Origin of the sequence: Brevundimonas vesicularis NBRC 12165 (assembly GCF_001592205.1) — a bacterium.
GTDB lineage: Bacteria > Pseudomonadota > Alphaproteobacteria > Caulobacterales > Caulobacteraceae > Brevundimonas > Brevundimonas vesicularis.
Window position 1 is genome coordinate 48293 of sequence record NZ_BCWM01000007.1, and the last position, 21517, is coordinate 69809.

Annotated in this window: 18 protein-coding genes; 2 read left to right on the forward strand and 16 right to left on the reverse strand. The window is 64.6% G+C overall.

All coding sequences use genetic code 11. From position 1 onward, the window contains the following. Nucleotides 1-8: 8 nt before the first annotated feature. The 10 genes from BVE01S_RS06950 to BVE01S_RS06995 form a co-directional block, all read right to left on the reverse strand. Nucleotides 9-824 (reverse strand): carbohydrate ABC transporter permease, encoded by an 816-nt coding sequence (locus BVE01S_RS06950; RefSeq protein ID WP_055754970.1) that lies wholly within the window; start codon nt 822-824, stop codon nt 9-11. Next, nucleotides 821-1753 carry a carbohydrate ABC transporter permease gene (locus BVE01S_RS06955; RefSeq protein WP_174523848.1) on the reverse strand — a complete coding sequence of 311 codons (933 nt, stop codon included), beginning with the start codon at nt 1751-1753 and terminating at the stop codon, nt 821-823. Before BVE01S_RS06955 ends, BVE01S_RS06950 begins: the two co-directional genes overlap by 4 nt. Continuing rightward, on the reverse strand, nt 1750-3033 hold the full coding sequence (locus BVE01S_RS06960) for a sugar ABC transporter substrate-binding protein (RefSeq protein ID WP_205678506.1): 1284 nt from the start codon (nt 3031-3033) through the stop codon (nt 1750-1752). Before BVE01S_RS06960 ends, BVE01S_RS06955 begins: the two co-directional genes overlap by 4 nt. Continuing rightward, complete coding sequence (locus BVE01S_RS06965; protein ID WP_066625929.1) at nt 3030-4496, reverse strand: glucoamylase family protein; 1467 nt, start codon at nt 4494-4496, stop codon at nt 3030-3032. The genes BVE01S_RS06960 and BVE01S_RS06965 overlap by 4 nt, the downstream gene beginning before the upstream one ends. A gap of 75 nt (nt 4497-4571) precedes the next feature. Further along, entirely contained in the window at nt 4572-7643 is a 3072-nt protein-coding gene (locus tag BVE01S_RS06970) for a TonB-dependent receptor (protein ID WP_066625931.1), read from the reverse strand. Between the two features lie 49 nt (nt 7644-7692). Further along, the gene (locus BVE01S_RS06975) at nt 7693-8763 is read right to left on the reverse strand and encodes a LacI family DNA-binding transcriptional regulator (protein WP_205678507.1); all 1071 of its coding nucleotides are present in this window, start codon (nt 8761-8763) and stop codon (nt 7693-7695) included. A 355-nt stretch (nt 8764-9118) separates the two neighbouring features. Further along, complete coding sequence (mmsB, locus tag BVE01S_RS06980) at nt 9119-10075, reverse strand: 3-hydroxyisobutyrate dehydrogenase (protein WP_146111968.1); 957 nt, start codon at nt 10073-10075, stop codon at nt 9119-9121. Next, nucleotides 10050-11099, reverse strand: coding sequence for an enoyl-CoA hydratase/isomerase family protein (locus BVE01S_RS06985; protein ID WP_066625935.1), 1050 nt, complete (start codon nt 11097-11099; stop codon nt 10050-10052). The genes mmsB and BVE01S_RS06985 overlap by 26 nt, the downstream gene beginning before the upstream one ends. After that, nucleotides 11096-12232 carry an isobutyryl-CoA dehydrogenase gene (locus tag BVE01S_RS06990; RefSeq protein WP_066625937.1) on the reverse strand — a complete coding sequence of 379 codons (1137 nt, stop codon included), beginning with the start codon at nt 12230-12232 and terminating at the stop codon, nt 11096-11098. The genes BVE01S_RS06985 and BVE01S_RS06990 overlap by 4 nt, the downstream gene beginning before the upstream one ends. Nucleotides 12233-12239: 7 nt before the next feature. Further along, nucleotides 12240-13742 carry a CoA-acylating methylmalonate-semialdehyde dehydrogenase gene (locus BVE01S_RS06995; protein ID WP_066625939.1) on the reverse strand — a complete coding sequence of 501 codons (1503 nt, stop codon included), beginning with the start codon at nt 13740-13742 and terminating at the stop codon, nt 12240-12242. 117 nt (nt 13743-13859) lie between these two features. Between BVE01S_RS06995 and BVE01S_RS07000 the strand changes: the two genes are divergently transcribed. Further along, entirely contained in the window at nt 13860-14735 is an 876-nt protein-coding gene (locus BVE01S_RS07000; protein ID WP_066625942.1) for a LysR family transcriptional regulator, read from the forward strand. Nucleotides 14736-14845: 110 nt separating this feature from the next. After that, the gene (locus BVE01S_RS07005; RefSeq protein WP_066625945.1) at nt 14846-15187 is read left to right on the forward strand and encodes a TonB family protein; all 342 of its coding nucleotides are present in this window, start codon (nt 14846-14848) and stop codon (nt 15185-15187) included. Nucleotides 15188-15310: 123 nt separating this feature from the next. On the opposite strand, the gene BVE01S_RS07010 is transcribed toward BVE01S_RS07005, so the two are convergent. From BVE01S_RS07010 to BVE01S_RS07035, 6 genes are all read right to left on the reverse strand, one after another. Then, nucleotides 15311-16576: a PQQ-dependent sugar dehydrogenase gene (locus BVE01S_RS07010; RefSeq protein WP_419762270.1), complete on the reverse strand. Its 1266-nt coding sequence runs from the start codon at nt 16574-16576 to the stop codon at nt 15311-15313. Nucleotides 16577-16614: 38 nt separating this feature from the next. After that, nucleotides 16615-17040, reverse strand: coding sequence for a DUF2231 domain-containing protein (locus BVE01S_RS07015; protein ID WP_066625947.1), 426 nt, complete (start codon nt 17038-17040; stop codon nt 16615-16617). 102 nt (nt 17041-17142) lie between these two features. Then, on the reverse strand, nt 17143-17451 hold the full coding sequence (locus BVE01S_RS07020; protein ID WP_066625951.1) for a hypothetical protein: 309 nt from the start codon (nt 17449-17451) through the stop codon (nt 17143-17145). Then, complete coding sequence (ctaD, locus tag BVE01S_RS07025; protein WP_066625954.1) at nt 17448-19994, reverse strand: cytochrome c oxidase subunit I; 2547 nt, start codon at nt 19992-19994, stop codon at nt 17448-17450. Before ctaD ends, BVE01S_RS07020 begins: the two co-directional genes overlap by 4 nt. Then, nucleotides 19991-20968: a cytochrome c oxidase subunit II gene (gene coxB, locus BVE01S_RS07030; protein WP_066625957.1), complete on the reverse strand. Its 978-nt coding sequence runs from the start codon at nt 20966-20968 to the stop codon at nt 19991-19993. Before coxB ends, ctaD begins: the two co-directional genes overlap by 4 nt. Next, complete coding sequence (locus BVE01S_RS07035; protein ID WP_066625960.1) at nt 20958-21356, reverse strand: c-type cytochrome; 399 nt, start codon at nt 21354-21356, stop codon at nt 20958-20960. Before BVE01S_RS07035 ends, coxB begins: the two co-directional genes overlap by 11 nt. Nucleotides 21357-21517: the final 161 nt, after the last annotated feature.

The following is a 21517-nucleotide window of genomic DNA, read 5'->3' on the forward strand; positions in this document are numbered from 1 at the left end:
AGTTCTGGTCAGCCCTTCACGCTGCCCGCGAGCATGCCGCGGATGTAGTAGCGTTGCAGGGCGAGGAAGAGGATCAGCACGGGCGCGACCGTGACGACGGCGCCGGCCATCATCAGTTCGATGTCCTGCACATGCTCGCGCGACAGGGCCGCCAAGGCGACCGGCAGGGTGTAGTTCGACTGGTCCGTTAGGATGATCAACGGCCACAGGAAGTCGTTCCAACTGCCCAGGAAGACGAACAGGCCCAGGGTCACGATGATCGGCTGCAAGGTCGGCAGGACGACGCGGCGGAATATCTGGCCCTCGCTGGCGCCGTCGATGCGGGCCGCCTCCAACATCTCGTCGGGAATGCTCAGCGCATACTGGCGCACCAGGAACAGGCCGAAGATGGACGCCAGCCACGGCACCAGGGCGCCGGCGTAGGTATTCACCAGGCCCATCGACTTCAGCATCAGGAACAGCGGCAGGGTGCCGATCTGGGCGGGCACCACCAGGGCGGCGACCAGGAACTGGAACAGCCGCTCGCGCCCGGCGAACTTCAGCTTGGCGAAGGCGTAGCCGGCCGGAACCGTGAACCCCAGCGCCAGGATCGTCGCCAAGGTCGCAAGGGCGAAGCTGTTCCACAGATACCGCCCCATACCCTGATTCAGGAACAGATCCCGATAATGCTCCAGCGTCCAATGCGAAGGCAGCAGCGGCGGCGGGAAGACCGCCGCCTCGCCGGTCGCCATGAAGCTGACCGACACCATCCAGACCAATGGGAACAGGACGATGATGGCGATGAGGCCGACGGCCAGATTGAGCAGGATCGCGCGGAGTTTCACTGATACGCCCCCACCCGCTTGGCGACCGCCAGCTGGACCAGGGTAATCGCGAGGATACAAAGGAACAGGATGAAGGCGACGGCGCTGGCGGAGCCCAGGTTCCACCATTTGAAGCCCTCTTCGTACATGAAGTAGAGCACCGTCACCGTGCTCTGGGCCGGTCCGCCCTGCGTCATCACATAGGGTTCGGCGAACAGCTGGAAGAAGCTGGCGACCGAGATGATCGAGACCAGCAGCATGGTTGGCGCGATGGCCGGAAGGGTCACATGGCGGAACTGCTTCCATGGGCCGGCGCCGTCGATGCGCGCGGCTTCATACAGGTCGTCCGGCACGGTCTGAAGCACCGCCAGGAAGATCAGCATATTGTATCCGAAGATCTTCCAGACCACGAACATCAGGATCGCCGGAATGGAGGTCGATGGGTCGCCCAGCCAATCCACGGCCGGCAGGCCGAGACTCTCCAGCCCCCAGTTGATGACGCCGTAGCGGGTGTGCAGGAGATAGCGCCACACCACGGCCGTCGCGACCAGTGTGGTGACATAGGGGGCGAAGAACATCACCCGCCAGATCGGCCGCCACTTCACGACCCGCGCGTTCAAAATCACCGCCGCCGCCAGGGACGCGGCGATGGACAGGGGCACGCCGAGGACGGCGAAGGTCAAGGTGTTCTTCATCGCCCCCCAAAACAGGGGATTGGTCAGAAGCCGCTCATAGTTCTGCAGGCCGACGAAACGCAGATTGTCCAGGTTCGCCAGGGCGTAGATATCGAAGTCGGTCAGGCTGAGCAGCAGGGCCGCGATCACCGGAATGGCGAAGAACAGACCGATGGCGATCATGGCCGGAGCGACGAAGGCCCAGGCGGCGCGTTCGCGTGCGCCGCGTCCCCGCGACGGCCTGACCTTAGCCAATGTCGGATCGACGACGGTCATACGGCCCTGCCCTGTTCCATCATCCAGCGGCGCTTCTCCAGCAGGCGGTCGGCGCGGCGGTCGATCTCGGCGGCGGCGGTCTCGGGGCTGTATTCGCCGCGCACCATCCGTTCGGCGACGATCTGCATCTCCGTCACGATCCGCTCCCATTCCGGCACCTTGGGCACGGCCTTGGCGCGCGCCAGCTGGCCCCGGAAGGGCGCCAGCATCGGGTCGCGCTCCACGCCCGCGATGTCCCAGGCGCTCTGACGTGCGGGCAGATCGCCGACGATGGTGTTGAACTGGGCCTGCACCGCCGGCTCGGACAGATAGCGGACCAGGGCCCAGGCGGCTTCCTGGTGCGGGGAGGATTTGAATACCGCCAGGCTGGACCCGCCCGGCGCCGAGGCGCCCAGGCCATTCGGTCCCGGCACGCCCGCCGTGGCCCAGTTCGGCTGGAACGACGCGGGCAGCTTGCCGCGGAAATCGCCCACGCTCCAAGGGCCGGAGAAGTAGAAGCTGAAATAGCCCCTGGCGAACTCGGTCCAGACGTTGGAAATCTGCGTCGACGAGGCCAGCGGCGCCAACTGCTCGTCGAACAGGCTGCGGTAGAAGGCCAAGGCCGCGACGAAGCCGGGGTTGGAGAAGTTTCCGCGCGTATCCCGATCCCTCAGCAGCGGCTCATCGATCTGAAGCCCGAAGGTCAGAAGCTGCTCGAACTCGTTCAACGGCAGCAGGATGGCGTAGTTGTCGCCGCCCGCCACACGCTTGATCGCATGCATGGCCCGCTTCCATTCGGCCCAGTCTTCGGGCGGCGCGTCGAAGCCGGCCCGCGCCAGCAGATCCTTGCGATAGAACAGCAGCCGCGTGTCGACATACCAGGGCGTAGTCATGGCGCGGCCGGCGATCTCGTTGGTCTCCAGCACCGCCGGAAACTGGTCGGTCAGCAGGTTCGCGGCCTCAGCCGGGGTCGGCGACAGGGCGCCGATGGCGGTCAGCTCCGCCACCCAGGTATTGCCGATCTGGCTGACGTCCGGCAGCGAGGCCCCGGCATAGGCGGTCAGCAGCTTTTCGTGCGCGGCCGTCCACGGCAGGGGCTGGACCGAGACGCGGACGCCCGGATTGCGGCGCTCGAACTCAGGCATCAACTGGCCCACCGTCCCGCCCTCATTGCCCATGGCCCAGAAGCGCAGCACGATCTCGCCGTCGCGGCGCGGGGTGCAGGCCGCAGCCGCCCCTCCCGCCATCAGGGCCAGCGCGCCACGTCGATCAAGATGGGGCTTGGGCGCCGTCAAACTCATCCGTTCATCCAGCCGCCGGTGAAGCCCGCGATGTCGAGCGCGCGGCGGATATTTGGCTCGCCGCGCATATAGCGCCAGACGAACTCGGACCTGTGGTTCTCGGTCATGATGACGATCGGCCCCTGGTCGATGCCCAGATAGTCGCCATCCACCCAGCCCACGCCGTCCACGATCGTGCCGTGCTGCAGCGGCCCGTCGCGCATCGTCAGGGTCGGGTTGAAGCTGTCGAGGAAGCCCCACTCGGTATAGACGCCCGCGCCATATCGCGCCTTCATCGCCTTAATGCAGGGCACGACGATTTCGGGCGCGAAGGCGATGGAGCTGGCCGCCGCCGTCGGCGCGATCGTGCCGTCGTCGCGCTCGCCCGGACCGCGCGCGGAATAGCTGAAGAACTCGCGCTCCTTGCCGTCGATGACTTGTTTGAAATCGCCCGGCCCGTCGCAGGCGGTCAGGCCCCAGACCTCAGACGAATAGCCGGCCCAGCCGCCAGGGTTGTCGTGGGCGTATTTCTGCTGCGCGTAGACGGCGCGGCGGCTGTTTTCGAAATAGTCGAGGTATTCGCCCAGTTGGGCAGACTGCCCGCGCATCCAGGCGTCCTGAATGCCGCGGAAGTCGATGAACATATGGCTGTACTGGTGCCCGAAAATGGGCGCGAAGTTCAGGTGCCAGCTGCCCCAGCGATCTGTCCAGCTCTCGTCATAGCTGGCCGCCCATTCGTGCCAGACATTGACCGACACCGGATGGGTCGGACTGCCGATGGCCAGCAGAAGCACCAGCATGCCCTCGTTATAGACGTGCCAGTCGGAGGGAATGAAGCCGCTCTCGGGGTGCCAGCCCATGGTTATGCGATTGTCGCGGATCACGGCCCACGGCCATTCGATCCGTTCGTAGATGGCCTGGGCCTTCTGACGGATTTCCGCCTCGTCAGCATGACGGCCGTCGAAGTAGCGGGCGGCGAACAACATGCCGCCGATCAGCAGGGCTGTATCGACGGTGGACAGTTCGTTGGTCCGGTAGCGAAGCCCCGTCTCCATATCCAGGAAGTGGTAGAAGAAGCCCTTGTACCCCGCCGTGCCGCTGGCCTCGGGACCCTGCGGCAGGTCATGGAAGAAGCGCAGCGTCGTCAGGGTCCGCTCACGCGCCTCGACCCGGCTCATCCAGCCGCGCTCGACGCCCACCGGCCAGCAGGTCAGGGCGAACCCAACCGCCGCCACCGAACAGAACGACGGCGTCGGCCAGCGATCCGGCGTCAGGCCGGTCTTGCGATCCGTGACCTTCTCGAACCAGCGGAACGTCCGCTCCTGCAGCTCCTCGATCTCCTGATCCAGCCTCATCGGCCGTCTCTGCGTCCCATTGACCGCCCCCGTCGCCGCCGCCTGCTGCGCCGCCGCCATCACCGGAAATCCAACGGCCAGAGCCGCCGCGCCTGTGGTGGTCCGCATCAGGAAGTTTCGACGATTCATGGGCACGCTCACTGGGTCTCAATCGAAAAAGAAAGGCCGCCTCGCAACAAGCACGAGGCGGCCCAGGCTCAGGATTTAGAATGAGTAACGCAGGCCGACTTGGAAGCTGCGGGTCGGCATGAACTGCGCCGTAGGCCGCCCAAACGTCGGGTTCAAATCGACGCCTGCACCATTCACAGTATAGGTCTCGTTAAAACCACTGTAGTTCTTGAAGTTGAACACATTGATGGCATCGAGCGTAAACTCGACTTTCTGCCCTCCCCAAACTCCGAACTCTTTCGCCAATCTGAGGTCAACCTGACGATACGCCCACTCCCACGCGGGGATGATGAAGGCGTGCTTTTCGGGATAGGCGGCATACCAGTCTGGCTTCAGGCCGGGACCGCGCCCACCGATATTGAACGGCAGTCCGGACCCCAGCGTAATGATCGAAGAGAGTTGGAAGTCCATCGGCAGCGCGACCGTACCCGACATGACTAACCGATGACGCTCGACGCCTGGCGTATTGAAGGTCGGCGAATAGCTGGTCCACGGATAGTCGAAGTCGAAGTTGCCGAGCCCTTGATCGCGGCTGCCGTTCTGCGTCGCATCCATAAAGGTGTATGCGACATTCACGCCCCAACCACTTGCCGAGCTGAAAGGCTTGTCCGCGGTGAAATAGATCGCGTGCATTTCCCGCTCACGATCATGGTTCGATACGAATACACCACCATTGTATGGGAAGGCCAAGCCGGTGACCGGGTCAATGAGGTTGGCCGGTTGAACAGCAGCAGGCACGTTGTTCGTGGTCGGATCAATGTTGGCGCGATACCAAGCGAATTCGTTTTTGGTCTTGGCATAGGAGAAGGTCAGTGCCGTCTGCCATTCGCCGAACTTCTGACGAAGACCCAGATTGAACTGATCGGTGACGGGCGGCGGTGCATCGTTCTTGATGAGGAAGACTTCGCCACGGCCGACCGTGCCACCCAACAGCGCGTCTAGACCGCCAGGCGTGGCATAGGCCGGGTTCCAAGCGATCGTATCCGTACGGCCGCCATAGGCGCCGCCCGACGGGGAGAAGTAGATCGTCCGCGACAGTTGGTAAGGCTTGAACCGCTCGTCGAACGCGAAGTTGAAGCCGATCCGGTCGTAATACCGGCCCGCTCCCCCGAACAGCACCGTTCGCTCATCGCCGAAGAAGTCGTAGGAAAAGCCGATGCGCGGCTGGTAGGCGTCCTTGAACGCTGGACGATCACCGTCAGAGATATAATCGTTGATATTGATATAGGATGGGTAGGAGAAACCTGGAACGTTGCCGATTGCGGTCAGCAAGCGCCGGATATCGTCAGGAGTCCGCCAGTCGTTGTTTACGGCGTTATCCTCGTAATCCCAGCGAAGACCCAAGTTGATTTCCAGCTTATCCGTGACTTGCCAATCATCTTGGAGGTAGAGCCCAAGAACATTGTTATCCACCGACGTAGGATCGACGGGAAGGTTTAGAGTGACAACAGTCGGAATCGTACTCGATCCGACAACCTCGGGCCGGGCATCGACGTCGTAGGTGAACTGGGGGTTTCGGTTGAACTGCTTGAAGACGCTCAGCGTTTGCATCGAATACTTCACGCCCATCTTGATGGTATGAAGGCCGAATGCCTCGACATCGTTGAACGTCAGATCGTTCTTAAACGTCAGGCTCTCTTGCGTAAGATCCTGATTGTTTGTGCCGCCACCAGCGTTAAAGATGCCCTCGCTTTGACCATAGTTGAACTGGAATCCGGGTGCTGTAGATTTGGTATCAGCGTCGCGATAGGACACGTAACGCTGGCCAGGCAGATCAAAGTTCAGGGCTCGCGGATTATACTGTGATTTTAGATAGTCGACCGATGCCTCATTGAGAAATCCACTACCCTGGAATTGGTGACGCAACTGGATCGACTGTGTTTCACCATTGATCGCATTGGCGCGCGAGAAGGCATCGGGGCCGTTGCCAAAGCCGCGGATATCCTGCTCCTTGCGATAAGTGCCGCTGAGATCCAAGCGCTGTTGATCGTTGATCGCCCAGGACAACTTTCCGAAAGCCAGATCCTGCTCAAACGGACCTTCGAAAGTTCCCAGCTCTTGTTGGAACAACGAGGTGTATTCAGCGCGTCGCAGGAACACCGAACTAGCGCGGGTTTCTTCCTTGCGCTCGTAGGACAGGAAGTAGTGCAGCTTGTCTTCGATAATCGGACCGCCAACCGAACCGCCATATTGCAGGCGATCAAGCCGAGGACGGGCGTCTCCGTTATTCTTTGTGCGGTCCTTAGAGGATACGGTCTGCGCGATCCAATCCGTGTCCTGATAGGTGACGAACATGTCGCCGCTGAGTTGGTTGGTTCCAGAGCGTGTGACCGACGTGATGATCGCGGATGATGCTTGCTCGTATTCGGCCTTGAAGTTCTGGGTCAGCACCCGGAACTCCTGCACTGCGGCTTGCGGGAAGGGGTTACCGCGGCTGTCGTCCTGACCGGCGATGCCGCCGTCGTTGATTAGCGACTTCTGGTTCTGTCCATCGATGAAGACGTTGATCGCGCTAGAAGGCTGCCCGCCGGCTGTGATCGTGCGCTCAGTGTCGCCTTCCGTCACGCGCACGCCAGGCGCAAGCGCCGCAAAGTTCAGGAAGTTGCGGTTGATCTGCGGCAGGTTGTTGATCTGCTGTTGGCTGACGCTGGTTCCGACCTCTGATGTACGAACGTCGAAGATGCGGCGCCCGGTAACGACGATGTCGCCAAGCGTCGTGGCCCCATCGGTGGAGGCTGCTGCCGGAGCCGACGCCACATCCAGGTTCAGCGTACCGACTTGGCCCAAGGCTAGCGTGACGGTGTCTTCTGTCGTTTGTCCGTCACTGGTCGTGACCTGAATTCGGAACGTTCCTGGACGTAGACCCGGAATGACATACTGACCGTTCTCGCCAATACGGCCACGCGTCACATACCCCGTCGCAGCATCTGTCGCCGTAACGACGCCACCGGTTTCCACATTCTGACCATCATAGACAACGCCCCGAAGCGTAGAAGTCGCGCTCTGCGCAGATGCGGCGCCGGCGAACCCAAGCGTCAGCGCTAGCGCCGATGCTGCGGCCAAGGCGACCTGACGTGTCGCGGCCTTACGCGTGTTGAACTGGGTCATCCTGAGCTCTCCCCTCCTGATGGGATCGGTTTTCAGCGACATGGCTGGCCTACCCTTTGTTGAACCTGGCGGACGAGGCCGCCGCGGTGGACTGGCGTTCGACCAGGATCGGCCGAACGATTTCGCAAGCGGTGTCCGTGGCGTCGGCGGTCGCGCCGGCCTGGACCAGGCCGATCAGGCGTTCGACGCCCCTTCGGCCGATTTCCGCAATATTGACGCGCATGGTGGTCAGCGCGGGCCGCATCAGGGCGGCGATAGGCACGTCGTCGAAGCCGACGACGGCGATGTCTTCAGGACAGCGTACGCCGGCCTCCTGGAAGGCTAAAAGGGCGCCGACGGCCATCATGTCGTTGGCGGCGAAGACGGCGTCGGGCCGTTCCGTCATGGACAGAAGCTGGGTCGCCGCGCGATGGCCCGAGGCCTGAGAGAAGTCGCCCTCGACGATGATCGGGTCATGACCATCCAGCGCCGCCGTATATCCGGCCGCACGCGTGTCCGCCTCGATGTTGCCGGCGGCGCCGCGAATGTGAGCGATGCGCCTGCGGCCGGTGGACCGCAGATGCTGGACCGCGCCGACGGCGCCGCCGTGGTTGTCGATCATGATGGACGCCCGGCCGGGCTCTGCCGCGCCGCCGTTCATCAGCAGGACCGGCATCCGACCGGCGAACTCGGACGACAGGTTCGCCGCGCCCAGATGCGGCGACAGCACGATCATGCCGTCCACCCGCCCGCGCATCGAACGCACGGCCGCCAAGGTGTCCTCGGCGCCGTCATGCGAGCTGGACACGATCAGATGCTTGCCGTGGGCGCGGGCGGCGAGGTCCATGCCCCGGATCAGCTCGGAGAAGAACTCGCCGAACAGGTCGGGCAGGATGACGCCGATCGTGTCGTTCTTGCTGGTCGACAGGCTGCGGGCGCCGAAGTGCGGGACATAGCGAAGGTCCTCGACCGCATCGAGCACCCGCTGGCGCGTCGCGTCCGAGGTCACGCCCAAGCCGTTCAACACACGAGAGACAGAAGCAACCGACACATTGGCGCGTTCAGCCACGTCGCGCATGGTGGCGGCCTTGGCGAAGGGCTGGCCCTCCTGCCGTGCAGACGCAGCGCTAGGCGCGGCCATGTCCAATCGAATTCTCCCTGCTCCCTATCGTCCCGGCCCCTTTTCGAAGATCCGTCGATAGGCGATGTAAGCGGTTACATGACACAGGAGCAATGTGCGCCGCAAGCACCGTTCAGCCGCATTTCAGGCGATTTTCGATCTTTGCTAGAGCCGCCTCAACGGTCAGCGAGAGCTAAGTTACTGCTTTGACTTCACTCTTCGCAGGCTCGTTCCGGCGAACGGAATAAGGCGAACACGGCAGGCGCGCGCCTTGGTCGCACCCGCCGTAGCGATCAGCGTCGCGGCCGCGGCCGCATACGAAAAGGCCCGCGCCGCCGAAGCTGCACGGGCCGCAATCACAATGCGAAAGACGAATCTATGCCGGGTTAAGCTCATCCAGCTTGCCACGCAGCATCTGAAGCATGGCGGAGAAATCGCGACCGCCATGCCCGATGCCGTCGAACAGGGCGTAAAGCGCCTCGGCCTGTGCGCCCAACGGCGTTGAAGCGCCGGATTTCGCCGCTGCGTCCTGAGCCAGCTTCAGGTCCTTCAACATCATGGCCGTGGCGAACCCGCCCTGATAGTCGCGGTTCGACGGCGCGGTCGGCACCGGACCCGGCCAGGGATAGTAGCTGGTAACGCTCCAGCACTGACCTGAAGACTTGGACGCGATCTCGAAGAACCGTTCGGGGTCCAGCCCCAGTTTTTCGGCCAAGGCGACGGCCTCGCAGGTGCCCAGCATGGATATGCCGAGCAGCATGTTGTTGCAGATCTTGGCCGCCTGCCCCGCGCCATGATCGCCGGCGCGGATGGTAATGCGGCTCATAGGCTCCAGCGCCGCCTCGACGCGGGCGAAGTCGCTCTCGTCGCAGCCGACCATGAAGGCCAGCGTGCCCGCATCCGCCGCTGCGGTGCCGCCTGACACGGGCGCGTCGGCAAAGGCGTAGCCAGCCGATTTGGCCAGCCCGGCGACCTTGCGCGCGGTTTCGACGTCGATGGTCGAACAGTCAAGCAGCAGGGCGGTCGACGGAGCCGCGCCGATGATCTGTTCGGAATAAACCTTCAGTACGTGCGGCCCGGCCGGCAGCATGGTGATGACCACCTCGGCGTTCTTGACCGCCTCGGCGACCGATCCGGCCGCAACGCAACCGGCCGCCACCGCTCGTTCCAGCGCCTGCGCCGACAGATCGAAGGCGGCGACCGCATGGCCTGCCTTGGCCTGGTTCGCGGCCATGCCGCCGCCCATATTGCCCAGGCCGATGAAGGCGATCTTGGTCATGGTGTCTCTCCCTTTGTCGGCGCCGTGGTCAGGCCAGCGGCGTCCATTTTTCATTGTCCGGCGACGGCGCGAACAGCGCATCCAGCGTCTCGTCGGTAACGCCCGACAGGTCCGCCGGGGACCATTTCGGCGCATTGTCCTTGTCCACGATCACGGCCCGCACGCCTTCCTGGAAATCGTGGGTGCGCACGACGCGGCCGCCCAGGGCGTATTCCATCGCCATATTGTCGGCGAAGCTGTTCAGCGTTGCGCCCGTGCGGATCTGGCGCAGCGAGACCTTCAGCGACTGTGGCGACTTGGTCTTCAGGGTTTCCAGCTGCTTCAGCGCCCACTCCGACCCGTCCACCTCAAGCGCCTGAAAAATCTCTTCAACCGTGTCGAAGGCGAACAGCCGGTCGATGGCCTCGCGGTGGGCCGACAGCGGTGCAGGCCCCGCGTCCCCGGCGTGGCGCGCCACGACCGACGACGGATCGGCGGCCTCGCCCATCAAATCGGCCTTCAGCGCCTCGACACGATCTGCGGGCACGAAGTGCGTGTGGATGCCCAGGGCCACCGTATCCGCCGCTTTCAGCCGCGCGCCTGTCAGCGCCAGCCAGACGCCGGTCTGGCCCGGCAGGCGCGGCAGGAACCAGCCGCCGCCAACGTCGGGGAACAGGCCGATCCCGGTCTCGGGCATGGCGTAGGTGGTGCGCTCGGTCGCCACACGAATGTCGGCCGGCTCGGAAATGCCAACCCCGCCGCCCATGACGATGCCGTCCACGATGGCGATGATCGGCTTCGGATAGTCGAACATCAGGTGGTTCAACCGGTACTCGGCCAGGAAGAAGGCCTTGGCCTCCGACGCATCGCCCGCACCGCTTTCGGCGATCATGCGAATGTCGCCGCCCGCGCAAAAGCCCCGCTCGCCGGCGTGGTCTATAAGTATGGAGGAGACGGAAGGATTCGAACGCCAGGCCAGCAGCGCCTCTGTCATCGCCTCGCACATCGCCCGGTTCAGCGCGTGGATCGCCTTGGGTCGGTTCAGGGTGATGCGACCGACGCCGTTTTCGATCCGGGTGACGACTTCGGCGTCGCTCACTTGGTCATCTCCCGCGCGATGATCACCCGCATGATCTCGTTGGCGCCTTCCAGAATACGGTGGACCCGCAGGTCGCGCACGATCCGTTCCAGCGGGTAGTCTTTCAGATAGCCATAGCCGCCGTGCAGTTGCAGGGCCTCGTCGGCAATCTGGAAACAGGCGTCGGTGGCCAGACGCTTGGCCATGGCGCACCACTTCGTCTTTTCAGGATGGTCGGTGTCGATGGCCCAGGCGCCGCGCAGCACCATCAGCCGAGCCGCCTCCAGGTCCGTGGCCATGTCCGCCAGCCGGAACTGCAGCGCCTGGAACTCGCCGATCGGACGGCCGAACTGTTTGCGGGTGGCGACGTAGTCCTGCGCCGTTTCCAGGGCCAGCCGCGCCCCGCCCAGCGAACAGGCGGCGATGTTCAGCCGCCCGCCATCCAGACCAGCCATGGCGTAGCGGAAGCCCGCCCCCTCTTCGCCCAGCAGATTGGCGACCGGCACGCGACAGTCGTCGAACTGGACGATGGCGGTCGGCTGGGCGTTCCAGCCCATCTTCTTTTCCTGCGCGCCGAACGACAGGCCGGGCGTGCCGGCCTCGACCACGATCGCGCTGACGCCCTTCGCCCCCTCGCCGCCCGTGCGGACCATGACGACATAGACGTCAGACGTGCCTGCGCCGGAGATGAAGGCCTTGGACCCGTTCAGCACATAGTGGTTGCCGTCGCGCACGGCCGTGGTCCGCAGCGCCGCCGCATCCGACCCCGAGCCCGGCTCGGTCAGGCAGTAGGAGGCGATCTTGTCCATCCCGACCAGCGACGGCACGAACCGGCCGCGCAGATCGTCCGACCCGAAGCGATCGATCATCCACGTCGCCATGTTGTGGATCGAGATGAAGGCCGCCGTCGCCACGTCCCCGCGCGACAGCTCCTCGAAGATCACCGCCGCCTCGACCCGGCCCAGGGCCATGCCGCCGTGCTCCTCAGCCGTATAGATGCCGCAGAAGCCCATCTCGGCCGCCTGTTTCATCACCTCGACGGGGAAATGCTTGTCCTCATCCCAGCGCGCCGAATGGGGCGCCAGTTCTGCCTCGGCGAAGACGCGTGCGGCGTCCTGAATGGCGCGTTGGTCGTCGTTGAGAGCGAAATCCATGACGGCCTCAGCGCATCGTCGGAATGACGAACGAGCTGTCCGAATGCTCCAGCGCCGAGTCCGGCCAGCGGGCCGTCACGGTCTTGGTCTTGGTCCAGAAGCGGACGCCCTCCATGCCGTGCTGGTTGATGTCGCCAAAGGCCGAACGCTTCCAGCCGCCGAAGGTATGGTAGGCGACCGGCACCGGGATCGGCACATTGATCCCAACCATGCCGACATTGACCCGGGCGGCGAAGTCGCGCGCTGCGCGGCCGTTCTGGGTGAAGATGGCGACGCCGTTGCCGTACTGGTGGTTCGACGGCAGGGCCAGCGCCTCCTCGAACGTCTCGGCCCGCACGATCTGCAACACCGGACCGAAGATTTCTTCCTGATAAGACGACATCTCCGGCTTCACATGGTCGAACAGCGACGGGCCGATGAAATAGCCCTTCTCGTGACCTTGCAGGCTGAAGTCGCGGCCGTCGACGACCAGTTCAGCGCCTTCCTGAACGCCCTTTTCGATCCAACCCGCGACACGCTCGCGATGCTGAGACGTGACGACGGGACCATAGTGGGCGCCCGCATCGGTCGAGACGCCGACCCGCATCGAGGGGATTTCGGCGACCATCCGCTCGCGCAGTTCGTCGGCCGTCTTCTTGCCGACCGGCACCACGACCGGCAGCGCCATGCAGCGTTCGCCCGCCGAGCCATAGGCCGCGCCGGAGAGATCTTTGATCACCTGATCCATGTCGGCGTCGGGCAGGACGATGCCGTGGTTCTTGGCGCCGCCCATGGCCTGGACGCGCTTATGGTTGGCGGCGCCCGTCTGATAGACATAGTGGGCGATGTCGGACGAACCGACAAAGCTGACGGCGTGAACCAACGGATGGGTCAGGATGGCGTCGACCGCCGTCTTGTCGCCGTGCACCACGTTCAGCACGCCGTTCGGGGCCCCGGCTTCCAGCATCAGTTCGGCCAGACGCACCGGCACCGACGGATCGCGCTCTGACGGCTTCAGCACGAAGGTGTTGCCCACCGCGATGGCCACGCCAAACATCCACATCGGGATCATGGCCGGGAAGTTGAACGGGGTAATGCCCGCCACCACGCCCAGCGGCTGGCGCATCGAATAGACGTCGATGCCGGGGCCGGCGCCTTGGGTGTATTCGCCCTTCAGCGCATGCGGGATGCCGCAGGCGAATTCGATCACTTCCAGGCCGCGCTGGATGTCGCCCTTGGAGTCGGCGATGACCTTGCCGTGCTCGCTGGACAGCAGCTCGGCCAGTTCGTCCATCCGCGCCTCGACCAGGCGTTTGAAGTCGAACATGACGCGAGCGCGACGTTGAGGATTGGTCGAAGCCCAGCCGTCAAAGGCGTTCTGCGCCGCCTGGACCGCACGATCGACCTCGCCCGTCGTCGCCAGTTGCACGCGAGCCTGCACATCCCCGGTGTTGGGATTGAACACATCGCTGAAGCGTCCGGACGCGCCGTCAAAAGCCGCGCCGTCGATGAAGTGGCGAATGTCGCGCATGGCCTGGATGTCCCTGTCAGTTCTTTTGTTGAGGCTATGGCTATCACCCCTGCGCGCGGGTCGATAATGCAAAGTTGCAGGCAACATTCTGCGTTTTTGCAAGATGACTAGACGGCCATGTACGACTGGGACGATCTGCGCATCTTCATCGCCGCGGCGCGCGCAGGCTCGCTGGGCGGCGCGGCGCAGCGGTTGGGCGTCGACGCCGCCACGGTCGGGCGTCGGGTCGCCCGGCTGGAAAGCGCGCTGAAATCCACCTTGGTTGTCCGCTCGACCACCGGGCTTCAGCTGACCGCCGCCGGCGCCCAACTGCTCGATATAGGTCTGGAGGCCGAAAGCGCGATGGAGGCCGCCGGCCGCGTGACCCAGCCCGACGCGCCCGCCGGTGTGGTGCGCGTCAGCGCGTCCGAAGGGTTTGGCGTCACCCTGATGGCCCCCGCCCTGCCCGCGCTGCGTCTGGCCCATCCGGGTCTAAGCATCGAACTGGCGGCCACCTCCGGCTTCCTGTCGCCGACGCGCCGAGAGGTCGACATGGCGATCACCTTGGCCACGCCACATGCCGCGCGCCTGATCGTCGAGCCGCTGACGCCGTATCAGCTGGCCCTCTACGCCTCGCCCGATCACCTGCACCGCAACGGCGTTCCGAACACCGTCGACGACCTGAGCCGCTTCGACATCGTCGGCTATATCGACGATCTGATCTATGCGCCCGAGTTGCGCTATCTGGACGAGGTCCAGCCAGGCCTCGCGCCCCACGTCGCCTCGTCTTCGATCCGGGCGCAGCGGGAGATCATCGCCGCCGGGGGCGGCGTCGGCGTCCTGCCGTGCTTCCTGGCCGAGGGTCTGGTGCGCGTGCTGCCGTCGATCCTGATCGAACGTCGCTTCTGGCTAGCCACCCACCGCGATGTCCACGACACCGCGCGTCTGCGTACCGTGCGTTCGTGGCTGAAGACCCTGTGCCAGGAACAACAGTCCAGCTTGAGGCCATTCTGACGTCAGCAGAGAAATCGAAGTGTGGTTCGTTGCACACACCCGCGCGTTTTTGAAAGTTCGGGGAACGGAGGTCTCGTTCAAATCTTAATAGAAGACGAACGAGGCCTGCCATGACACTGACCTTCAGCCTGACATTGATGACGGCCCTGATGGGCGCCCCGACTGGACCTCTGCTCAAGGACGCGGCCCTGTATAGCGCGCCTCAACCCGCCATCGAACGCGCCGTAGCGCCCAAGGCTGAGAGCACCGACCGCTTCAGCGTGCGCCTGCGTTGCACCGCCCTGGCGTCGGGTCACGTCACCGATTGTGTCGTACTGGAGGAAAGCCGTCCGGGCATGGGCTTTGGCGAAGCGGCCCTGGCCCTGATGAACGGCGCCGAGGTCACGCCGATCATGGATCGTGGCCGTGCTGTCGATGCTCCGTTCGAACGCACCATCGACTTCACGCCGTAGGCCACAGCTCAGCCCCGTATGAAAAGTCCCCGGTTGCTCACAGCCGGGGACTTTTCTTATTCGGCTATGTGTCGAGGACAATAGCGACTTCCCTCGCCCTTGCCGGGCGAGGGAAAAGCCGGCCTATCGCGCAGGCGCGATGCGCCACACCGTGTTCGACAGGTCGTCGGCGACGAACAGCACACGCTTGTTCCCATCGAACGCGACGCCGACAGGACGCCCGCGCGCCTTGCCGTCTTTCAGGAAGCCTGTGGCGAAGTCCACAGGCTGACCCGCAGGACGACCGGCGTTGAAGGGGACCCAGACGACCTTGTATCCGGACGGGTCCTGACGGTTCCAACTGCCGTGCATGCCAATGAAGGCGCCGTTGGCGAACGACCCGCCAAAGCCGCCATTGCGGGCGAAATCCAAGCCCAGGGCGGCGACGTGCGATCCCAGGGCGTAGTCCGGCCGGATGGCCTTGGCGACCATCTCGGGGTTCTGAGGCATCACGCGCGGATCGCGGTTCTGGCCCCAATAGCTGTAGGGCCAGCCGTAGAAGGCCCCGTCACGTACCTGGGTCAGATAGTCCGGGACCAGTTGCGGCCCCAGTTCGTCCCGCTCATTGACGACCGACCACAACAGATTAGTGGTCGGCTCGATGGCCAGGGCCGTTGGATTGCGAATGCCGGTCGCGATGGTGCGCCGCGCGCCGGTCGCCCGGTCGATTTCCCACACGGTGGCGCGCTCTTCTTCGACGGCCATGCCGCGCTCGCCGATATTCGAGTTCGAGCCGGTGCCGACATAGAGCTTCGACCCGTCCGCGCTGGCGGTCAGGGACTTGGTCCAGTGGTGGTTGATGCGCGACGGCAGCTCGGTCACCCGCTCGGCGGGCGTGGCGATGCCGGTCTGGCCGGGCTGGAAGGCGAAGCGAACCAGCGCCCCCTGTTCGGCGACATAGAGATAGCCGTCGACATAGGCGAGGCCGTAGGGCGCATCGAGGTTATCTACCAGAACGGTCCGCAGTTCGGGCGTGCCGTCGTTGTTCGCGTCGCGCACCAAGGTGATGCGGTTGCCGCCTTTGATCTTGGTGTTGCCCTGCTTCTTGATGACGCCGGCGATCACATCCTTGGGCCGCATGGCGGGCGCATGGCCGCCGCGTCCCTCGGCGATCAGGACGTCGCCGTTAGGCAGGACCAGCATCTGACGCGGAATCTTGAGATCTGTAGCGAAGGCGCTGATCGTAAAGCCCTGCGGCACCGTCGGCGTCTCGCCGTTCCAGCCTGCCGGCGGGCTGATCTTCATCGGCGGCACAAGCGTTTCGTTGACTTTGGGCAGGTCGGGCGTCGCGCCGGTCTGGTTTAATTTCGGATCGCTGGCGTTGCCGCACGATGCGACCGTCAGGGCCATCGCCAGGGTAGCGGCGCTGGCGGCGAGCAGGTTCTTGTTCATCGGACGCTCTCCCGCGCGGCATAGGCGGTCCAGCCGGCGACCAGAACCAAGATTGTGCAGAGGATCGAAAGGATCAGACCGAAGGCTCCGACAGAGCTCCAGGCGTCCTGGCTATGTTTGAAGGCGTTCACCAGACCCAGCACCCAGGCGAGCGCAAGCGCGACCAGATGTACCGTCGCCCGACGTGAACGTCCGTGACGCAGACCGATGACGAAATCAAAGATCGAAAACAGGCTAGCGAGGCCGCCGAACACCAGCGCTCCAGTGATCAGCCAGGCCGAGAAATTGGTCCACTGGACCTCGGCGGTCTTCAGGTAGGCGATGTCGGTGAACAGGGCGAAGGTGAACAGCGCGATCGGAAACGCTAGTAAAAGCCCATGCAGCGGTCGAACGACCGCGCCTGATAGTCCGTGGGTGCTCATGCCAGCCCTCTCCGTAAAGTCTGGCTTGGCTAACCGTCTGAACGGGAAATGGTTCACCGGCTTGACGTATCGGCGCCGCGTCATTTGCGCCCAAAGGGTCGATCAGACCGGCGCGAGAAGCACCAAGGTCTGAAACACGACGCCAATTCCGCCGAGCAGACCACCGGCGACCGCAAGCCGAAGACCAAAGGCGCGAGTCTCGTCCTTGGGCTTCTCTCTCAGCGAAACGATGCAGCACCAACACAAGACGGCGATCACCATCAGACAGATCAGGCTGAAGATCAGTCCCGCTCCGTTCCAGGCGCCGGCATCCCCACGCGCCACGTCGGCGGCGCTGGACAGCAGATACAGGCCCAGGAAATGGGCGGCCCAGATCAGAAGGCCGCCCAGCATAAGCAGCCAGAACCTCATGCGCCGACGCCCGGAAACAGGCGGATCAAAAGGGTCGTCGCCGCGCCCTGAACCGCTGTGAAGGCTACGAACAGGGCGACCACTTCGAACGTCGCCGGATAGCGGGACGACACCAGGCCGCAAAGCCAGCGCAGCAGGACGAACGGCCCCATCAATAGCGAGATGCCGACGAATGTCCCCTGCCAGGCCAACAGCGCATAGACGGTCGCGCCCTGGCTAGAGGCGTCGGGGCGCAGGCCCGAGTTCCACCAGGCCGAGGCCTCGGCCGCAAAGGCGCCGCCCGCCAACAGGGTGGCGACCAGCATCAGGACAGAGGCGATGCCGGCGCTGCGCGGCCGGTCCAGCTTCAGCGCGCCTTGAGACGCCCAGGCGCCGATTCCGGCGGCCGCCAGCAGACCCAGGGTCAATGGCAGCGAGCCGATCTCGGGCGGCGCCTGCCACAGGTCCGGCCGCCGGCTCCATAGGAAGACGTAGGAGAAGCAGGCCATGATCGCGACCATGCCCGACACGATCAGGGTGATGACCATCGCCCACCAGCCGTGACTGCTGGGGCCGGACACATAGGTCGGCAGTCGCACGCCGCCGCCGACGTCCACCGTCGCAGGACCGCTCGGTCGATCCAGTCCCCAGCACCATTTGAGGATGCAGTAGACGGCCAGCACGCCGCTGACCAAGGAGGCGACATAGGCCTGGATCGTCAGGATCAAGAAAAAGCCGGCGGTGAAGATCGCGCCCCAGACATACCAGCTGGACGGCCGGGGCATGCGCTGGAGATATTGAGGCTCGGCGTTGATCGGGCTGGTGATCATGGTCTCGCGCTCGCCGCGCGGCGCGCCGGGCAGGAAGTAGCGGCCGGCCTCGACATCGCGCGCCAGGTTCGGCTGGTCCCATACCGGATACAGGCTCTTGATCACCGGGACGGAGCGCAGCGAGTATCGACCGGCGGGCAGCCACTCCAGCCCCGGCCCGCCAAAGACATTGCCCGCGTCCTTCTCGCCGAAGGGCCGGAAGTTGCGGATCATGTCGATCATCCACAACACCACCGCCAGGCCGAATATGAAGGAGCCGACGGTCGAGATCATATTGGGCAGGTCCCAGCCCCGATCCGGCAGGTAGGTATAGACCCGGCGCGGCATGCCCATCAGCCCGGTCAGGTGCATGGGCATGAAGGTGACGTTGTGACCGACGAACATCAGCCAGAAGATCCACTTGCCCCAACGCTCGCTGAGCGGCCGGCTGCTGGACATCGGCGTCCAGTAGTAGATGGCGGCGAAGAGCGGGAAGACCATCCCGCCGATCAGGACGTAATGCAGGTGGGCGACGATGAAATAGCTGTCGTGGGCCTGCCAGTCGAACGGCACCATGGCGACCATCACCCCGGTCAGCCCGCCCATGACGAAGATCACCAGCCCCCCGACTGCAAACAGGCCGGGCGTGTTGAACCGCATCTTGCCCGCCGCCAGTGTGGCGATCCAGGCGAAGACCTGCACCCCTGCCGGCACGCTGACGGCCATGGAGGCGGCGCTGAAATAGTTGATCGAGATCTGCGGCATGCCCGTGGTGAACATGTGGTGCGCCCAGACGCCAAAGCTGATGAACCCGGTCGCCAGCATAGCCAGGACCACCAGCCGATAACCGACCAGCTTGGTCTGGGCGACGGCCGGGATCAGGGTCGACATCGCCCCCGCCGCCGGTAGGAAGATGATGTAGACCTCGGGGTGGCCGAAGAACCAGAACAGGTGTTGCCATAGCATGGGGTCGCCGCCCTTGGCCGCATCGAAGAAGGGCCAGCCCAGGGCGCGTTCTAGCTCCAGCAGCAGGGTCGACAAAATGATCGACGGGAAGGCGATGATGATCATGCAGGCGAAGATCAGCATGGCCCAGGCGAAGATCGGCAGCTTGTCCAGCGTCATGCCCGGCGCGCGCGTCTTCAGCACCCCGACGATGATCTCGATGGCGCCGGCGATGGCCGAAATCTCAATGAAGCCGATGCCCAAGAGCCAAAAGTCGGCGTTGATGCCCGGCGAGTAAGTCGTCGACGTCAGCGGTGGATACATGAACCAGCCGCCATTCGGCGCCAGACCGAAGAACAGCGAGGCGAAGAAGCACAGCCCGCCGACCAGATAGGCCCAGAAGGCGTAGGCGCTCAGCCTCGGGAACGGCAGATCGCGCGCCCCCAGCATCTGCGGCAGCAACAGCACGCCCAGCGCCTCGACCGCGGGCACCGCGAACAGGAACATCATCACCGTGCCGTGCATGGTGAAGATCTGGTTGTAGGTTTCCTGCGCCAGGAAGCCCGTCATCGGCAGGGCCAGTTGGGTGCGCATCAACAGCGCCAGCACGCCTGCCAGCACAAAGAACAGCATGGCCGCGCCGACGTAATAGACGCCGATGTAGTTGTTGTTGATCGCCGTGATCCACTCCCACGGCCGCCGCGGGCCACACCAGACCTCGTCGAGCTGCTCCAGCTCGCCCTCGGGCCGGGCTTCGGTGGTGGGGAAGCGTTTGTAGAGTTCGGGATCGAACCCGGTTTCCGAACTCATTTCAGGCTTTCCAGATAGGCGGCGACGGCGCGCACGTCCTGGCCCGACAGGACCGCATAGGACGGCATCCGGTTGCCGGGCTTTAGGCTCTGGCTGTCCGAAATCCAGCCGGCCATCGTCCCCTGATTGTTCGGCAGGATGCCGGCGCCCAGCGTCTGGCGCGATCCGACATGGGTCAGGTCCGGTCCCGCCAGACCGTTCGCCTCGGTCCCGCGAATGGTGTGACAGGCGGCGCAGCCCGAGGCGGCGAAGACGTTGCGCCCCTGGTCGATCAAGGCGAGCGGCCCCTGGGCCGAGGGCACGACGGCCGCCGGCCGCGACTGGCGCGCCAACCAGGCGGCATAGTCGTCCGGCGTATGGGCCACGACCACCAGCCCCATCAAAGCGTGAGGACCGCCGCAGTATTCGGCGCATTGGCCGCCGTAGGTCCCAGGCGCATCGGCTTGCAGGCGCATGAAGTTGCGGCGGCCGGGGATCATGTCGGTCTTTCCGCCCAGGCGCGGCACCCAGAAGCTGTGGATCACGTCCGCGCTTTCCAGCTCGAACACGACAGGCTGGCCGGCCGGGATGTGGACCTCGTTGGCGTCCTGGACGATTTCTCGCCCCTGACCGTCCAGATAGGCGACGCGCCACCACCACATTTCGCCAGTGACGCGCACCCGCATTTCGCCGGGCTTGGGCGCATCGGCCACCCGCGCGGTCGTGGTCAGCCCATAGACCAGCAGCCCGGTTAGAACGACCACCGGGAAGACCAGTCCCGCAATCCAGATCAGGCGTTCGCCGCCGACCTGCCGCTTCCACTTGCGCGGCCCGAACAGGGCGATGCCCAGCGCCACCGCCACCACGACCATGACCACCGCCGCCATGATGAACAGCACCCAGGCGACGGTCTGGATCGGTCCAGCGAACGGTCCCGCCGGATCCAGCACGGGCGGCGGCCAGCCGGCGATTCCGGGAGGGGCGTCAGTCTTCATCGAGCGTGTACAGATAGGCCGCGACGTCGCGGGCTTGGTCTTGCGTCAGGGGCATGGGCGGCATGGCGGTTCCGGGGTCCATCGACGGCGCGTCGATCAGCCAGCGGATCAGGACATCGGGCTGGTTCGGCAAGCGTCCGGCGATCAGGGGGCGCGCGCCGAACCCCGCTAGGTTCGAGCCAGACCGGCCCTCGGGCCAGGCGACGTCGGGAATCCGGTGACAGGCCGCGCAACCGACTTCCTTGATCACGGCCAGTCCGGCGGCCGCATCCGCCTGAACCACCGGCCGGGGTAGGTCGGACTTGTCCACGCAGGCGCACAGGGCGAGCGCCAGCGCACAGGCCGCCGCCCGTCGTCCGATCGCCTCACCCGTCGTCCGAAAATCCATCCGCCCCCCAAAGCTTCGCCAGAGCAATCCTCTTGTCGGAAGGAGGTTCCCAACTGCGACATGGAGCCTCGGCGCATCGCCCCAAGGAACCTTCGCCATAAGCAGGTGTTGCACCGCCGTGCGCGCCTCCCTTTCCGTCCTTGTTCTGCTGACCGGCCTCG

Excerpts from the sequence above, each read along its gene's own strand:
- BVE01S_RS06955 (WP_174523848.1), bottom strand. The coding sequence starts at position 1,753 with ATGACCGTCGTCGATCCGACATTGGCTAAGGTCAGGCCGTCGCGGGGA.
- BVE01S_RS06960 (WP_205678506.1), bottom strand. The coding sequence starts at position 3,033 with ATGAGTTTGACGGCGCCCAAGCCCCATCTTGATCGACGTGGCGCGCTG.
- BVE01S_RS06965 (WP_066625929.1), bottom strand. The coding sequence starts at position 4,496 with ATGAATCGTCGAAACTTCCTGATGCGGACCACCACAGGCGCGGCGGCT.
- BVE01S_RS06970 (WP_066625931.1), bottom strand. The coding sequence starts at position 7,643 with ATGACCCAGTTCAACACGCGTAAGGCCGCGACACGTCAGGTCGCCTTG.
- BVE01S_RS06975 (WP_205678507.1), bottom strand. The coding sequence starts at position 8,763 with ATGGCCGCGCCTAGCGCTGCGTCTGCACGGCAGGAGGGCCAGCCCTTC.
- mmsB (WP_146111968.1), bottom strand. The coding sequence starts at position 10,075 with ATGAAAAATGGACGCCGCTGGCCTGACCACGGCGCCGACAAAGGGAGA.
- BVE01S_RS06990 (WP_066625937.1), bottom strand. The coding sequence starts at position 12,232 with ATGGATTTCGCTCTCAACGACGACCAACGCGCCATTCAGGACGCCGCA.
- BVE01S_RS06995 (WP_066625939.1), bottom strand. The coding sequence starts at position 13,742 with ATGCGCGACATTCGCCACTTCATCGACGGCGCGGCTTTTGACGGCGCG.
- BVE01S_RS07000 (WP_066625942.1), top strand. The coding sequence starts at position 13,860 with ATGTACGACTGGGACGATCTGCGCATCTTCATCGCCGCGGCGCGCGCA.
- BVE01S_RS07005 (WP_066625945.1), top strand. The coding sequence starts at position 14,846 with ATGACACTGACCTTCAGCCTGACATTGATGACGGCCCTGATGGGCGCC.
- BVE01S_RS07010 (WP_419762270.1), bottom strand. The coding sequence starts at position 16,576 with ATGGCCCTGACGGTCGCATCGTGCGGCAACGCCAGCGATCCGAAATTA.
- BVE01S_RS07015 (WP_066625947.1), bottom strand. The coding sequence starts at position 17,040 with ATGAGCACCCACGGACTATCAGGCGCGGTCGTTCGACCGCTGCATGGG.
- BVE01S_RS07020 (WP_066625951.1), bottom strand. The coding sequence starts at position 17,451 with ATGAGGTTCTGGCTGCTTATGCTGGGCGGCCTTCTGATCTGGGCCGCC.
- ctaD (WP_066625954.1), bottom strand. The coding sequence starts at position 19,994 with ATGAGTTCGGAAACCGGGTTCGATCCCGAACTCTACAAACGCTTCCCC.
- coxB (WP_066625957.1), bottom strand. The coding sequence starts at position 20,968 with ATGAAGACTGACGCCCCTCCCGGAATCGCCGGCTGGCCGCCGCCCGTG.
- BVE01S_RS07035 (WP_066625960.1), bottom strand. The coding sequence starts at position 21,356 with ATGGATTTTCGGACGACGGGTGAGGCGATCGGACGACGGGCGGCGGCC.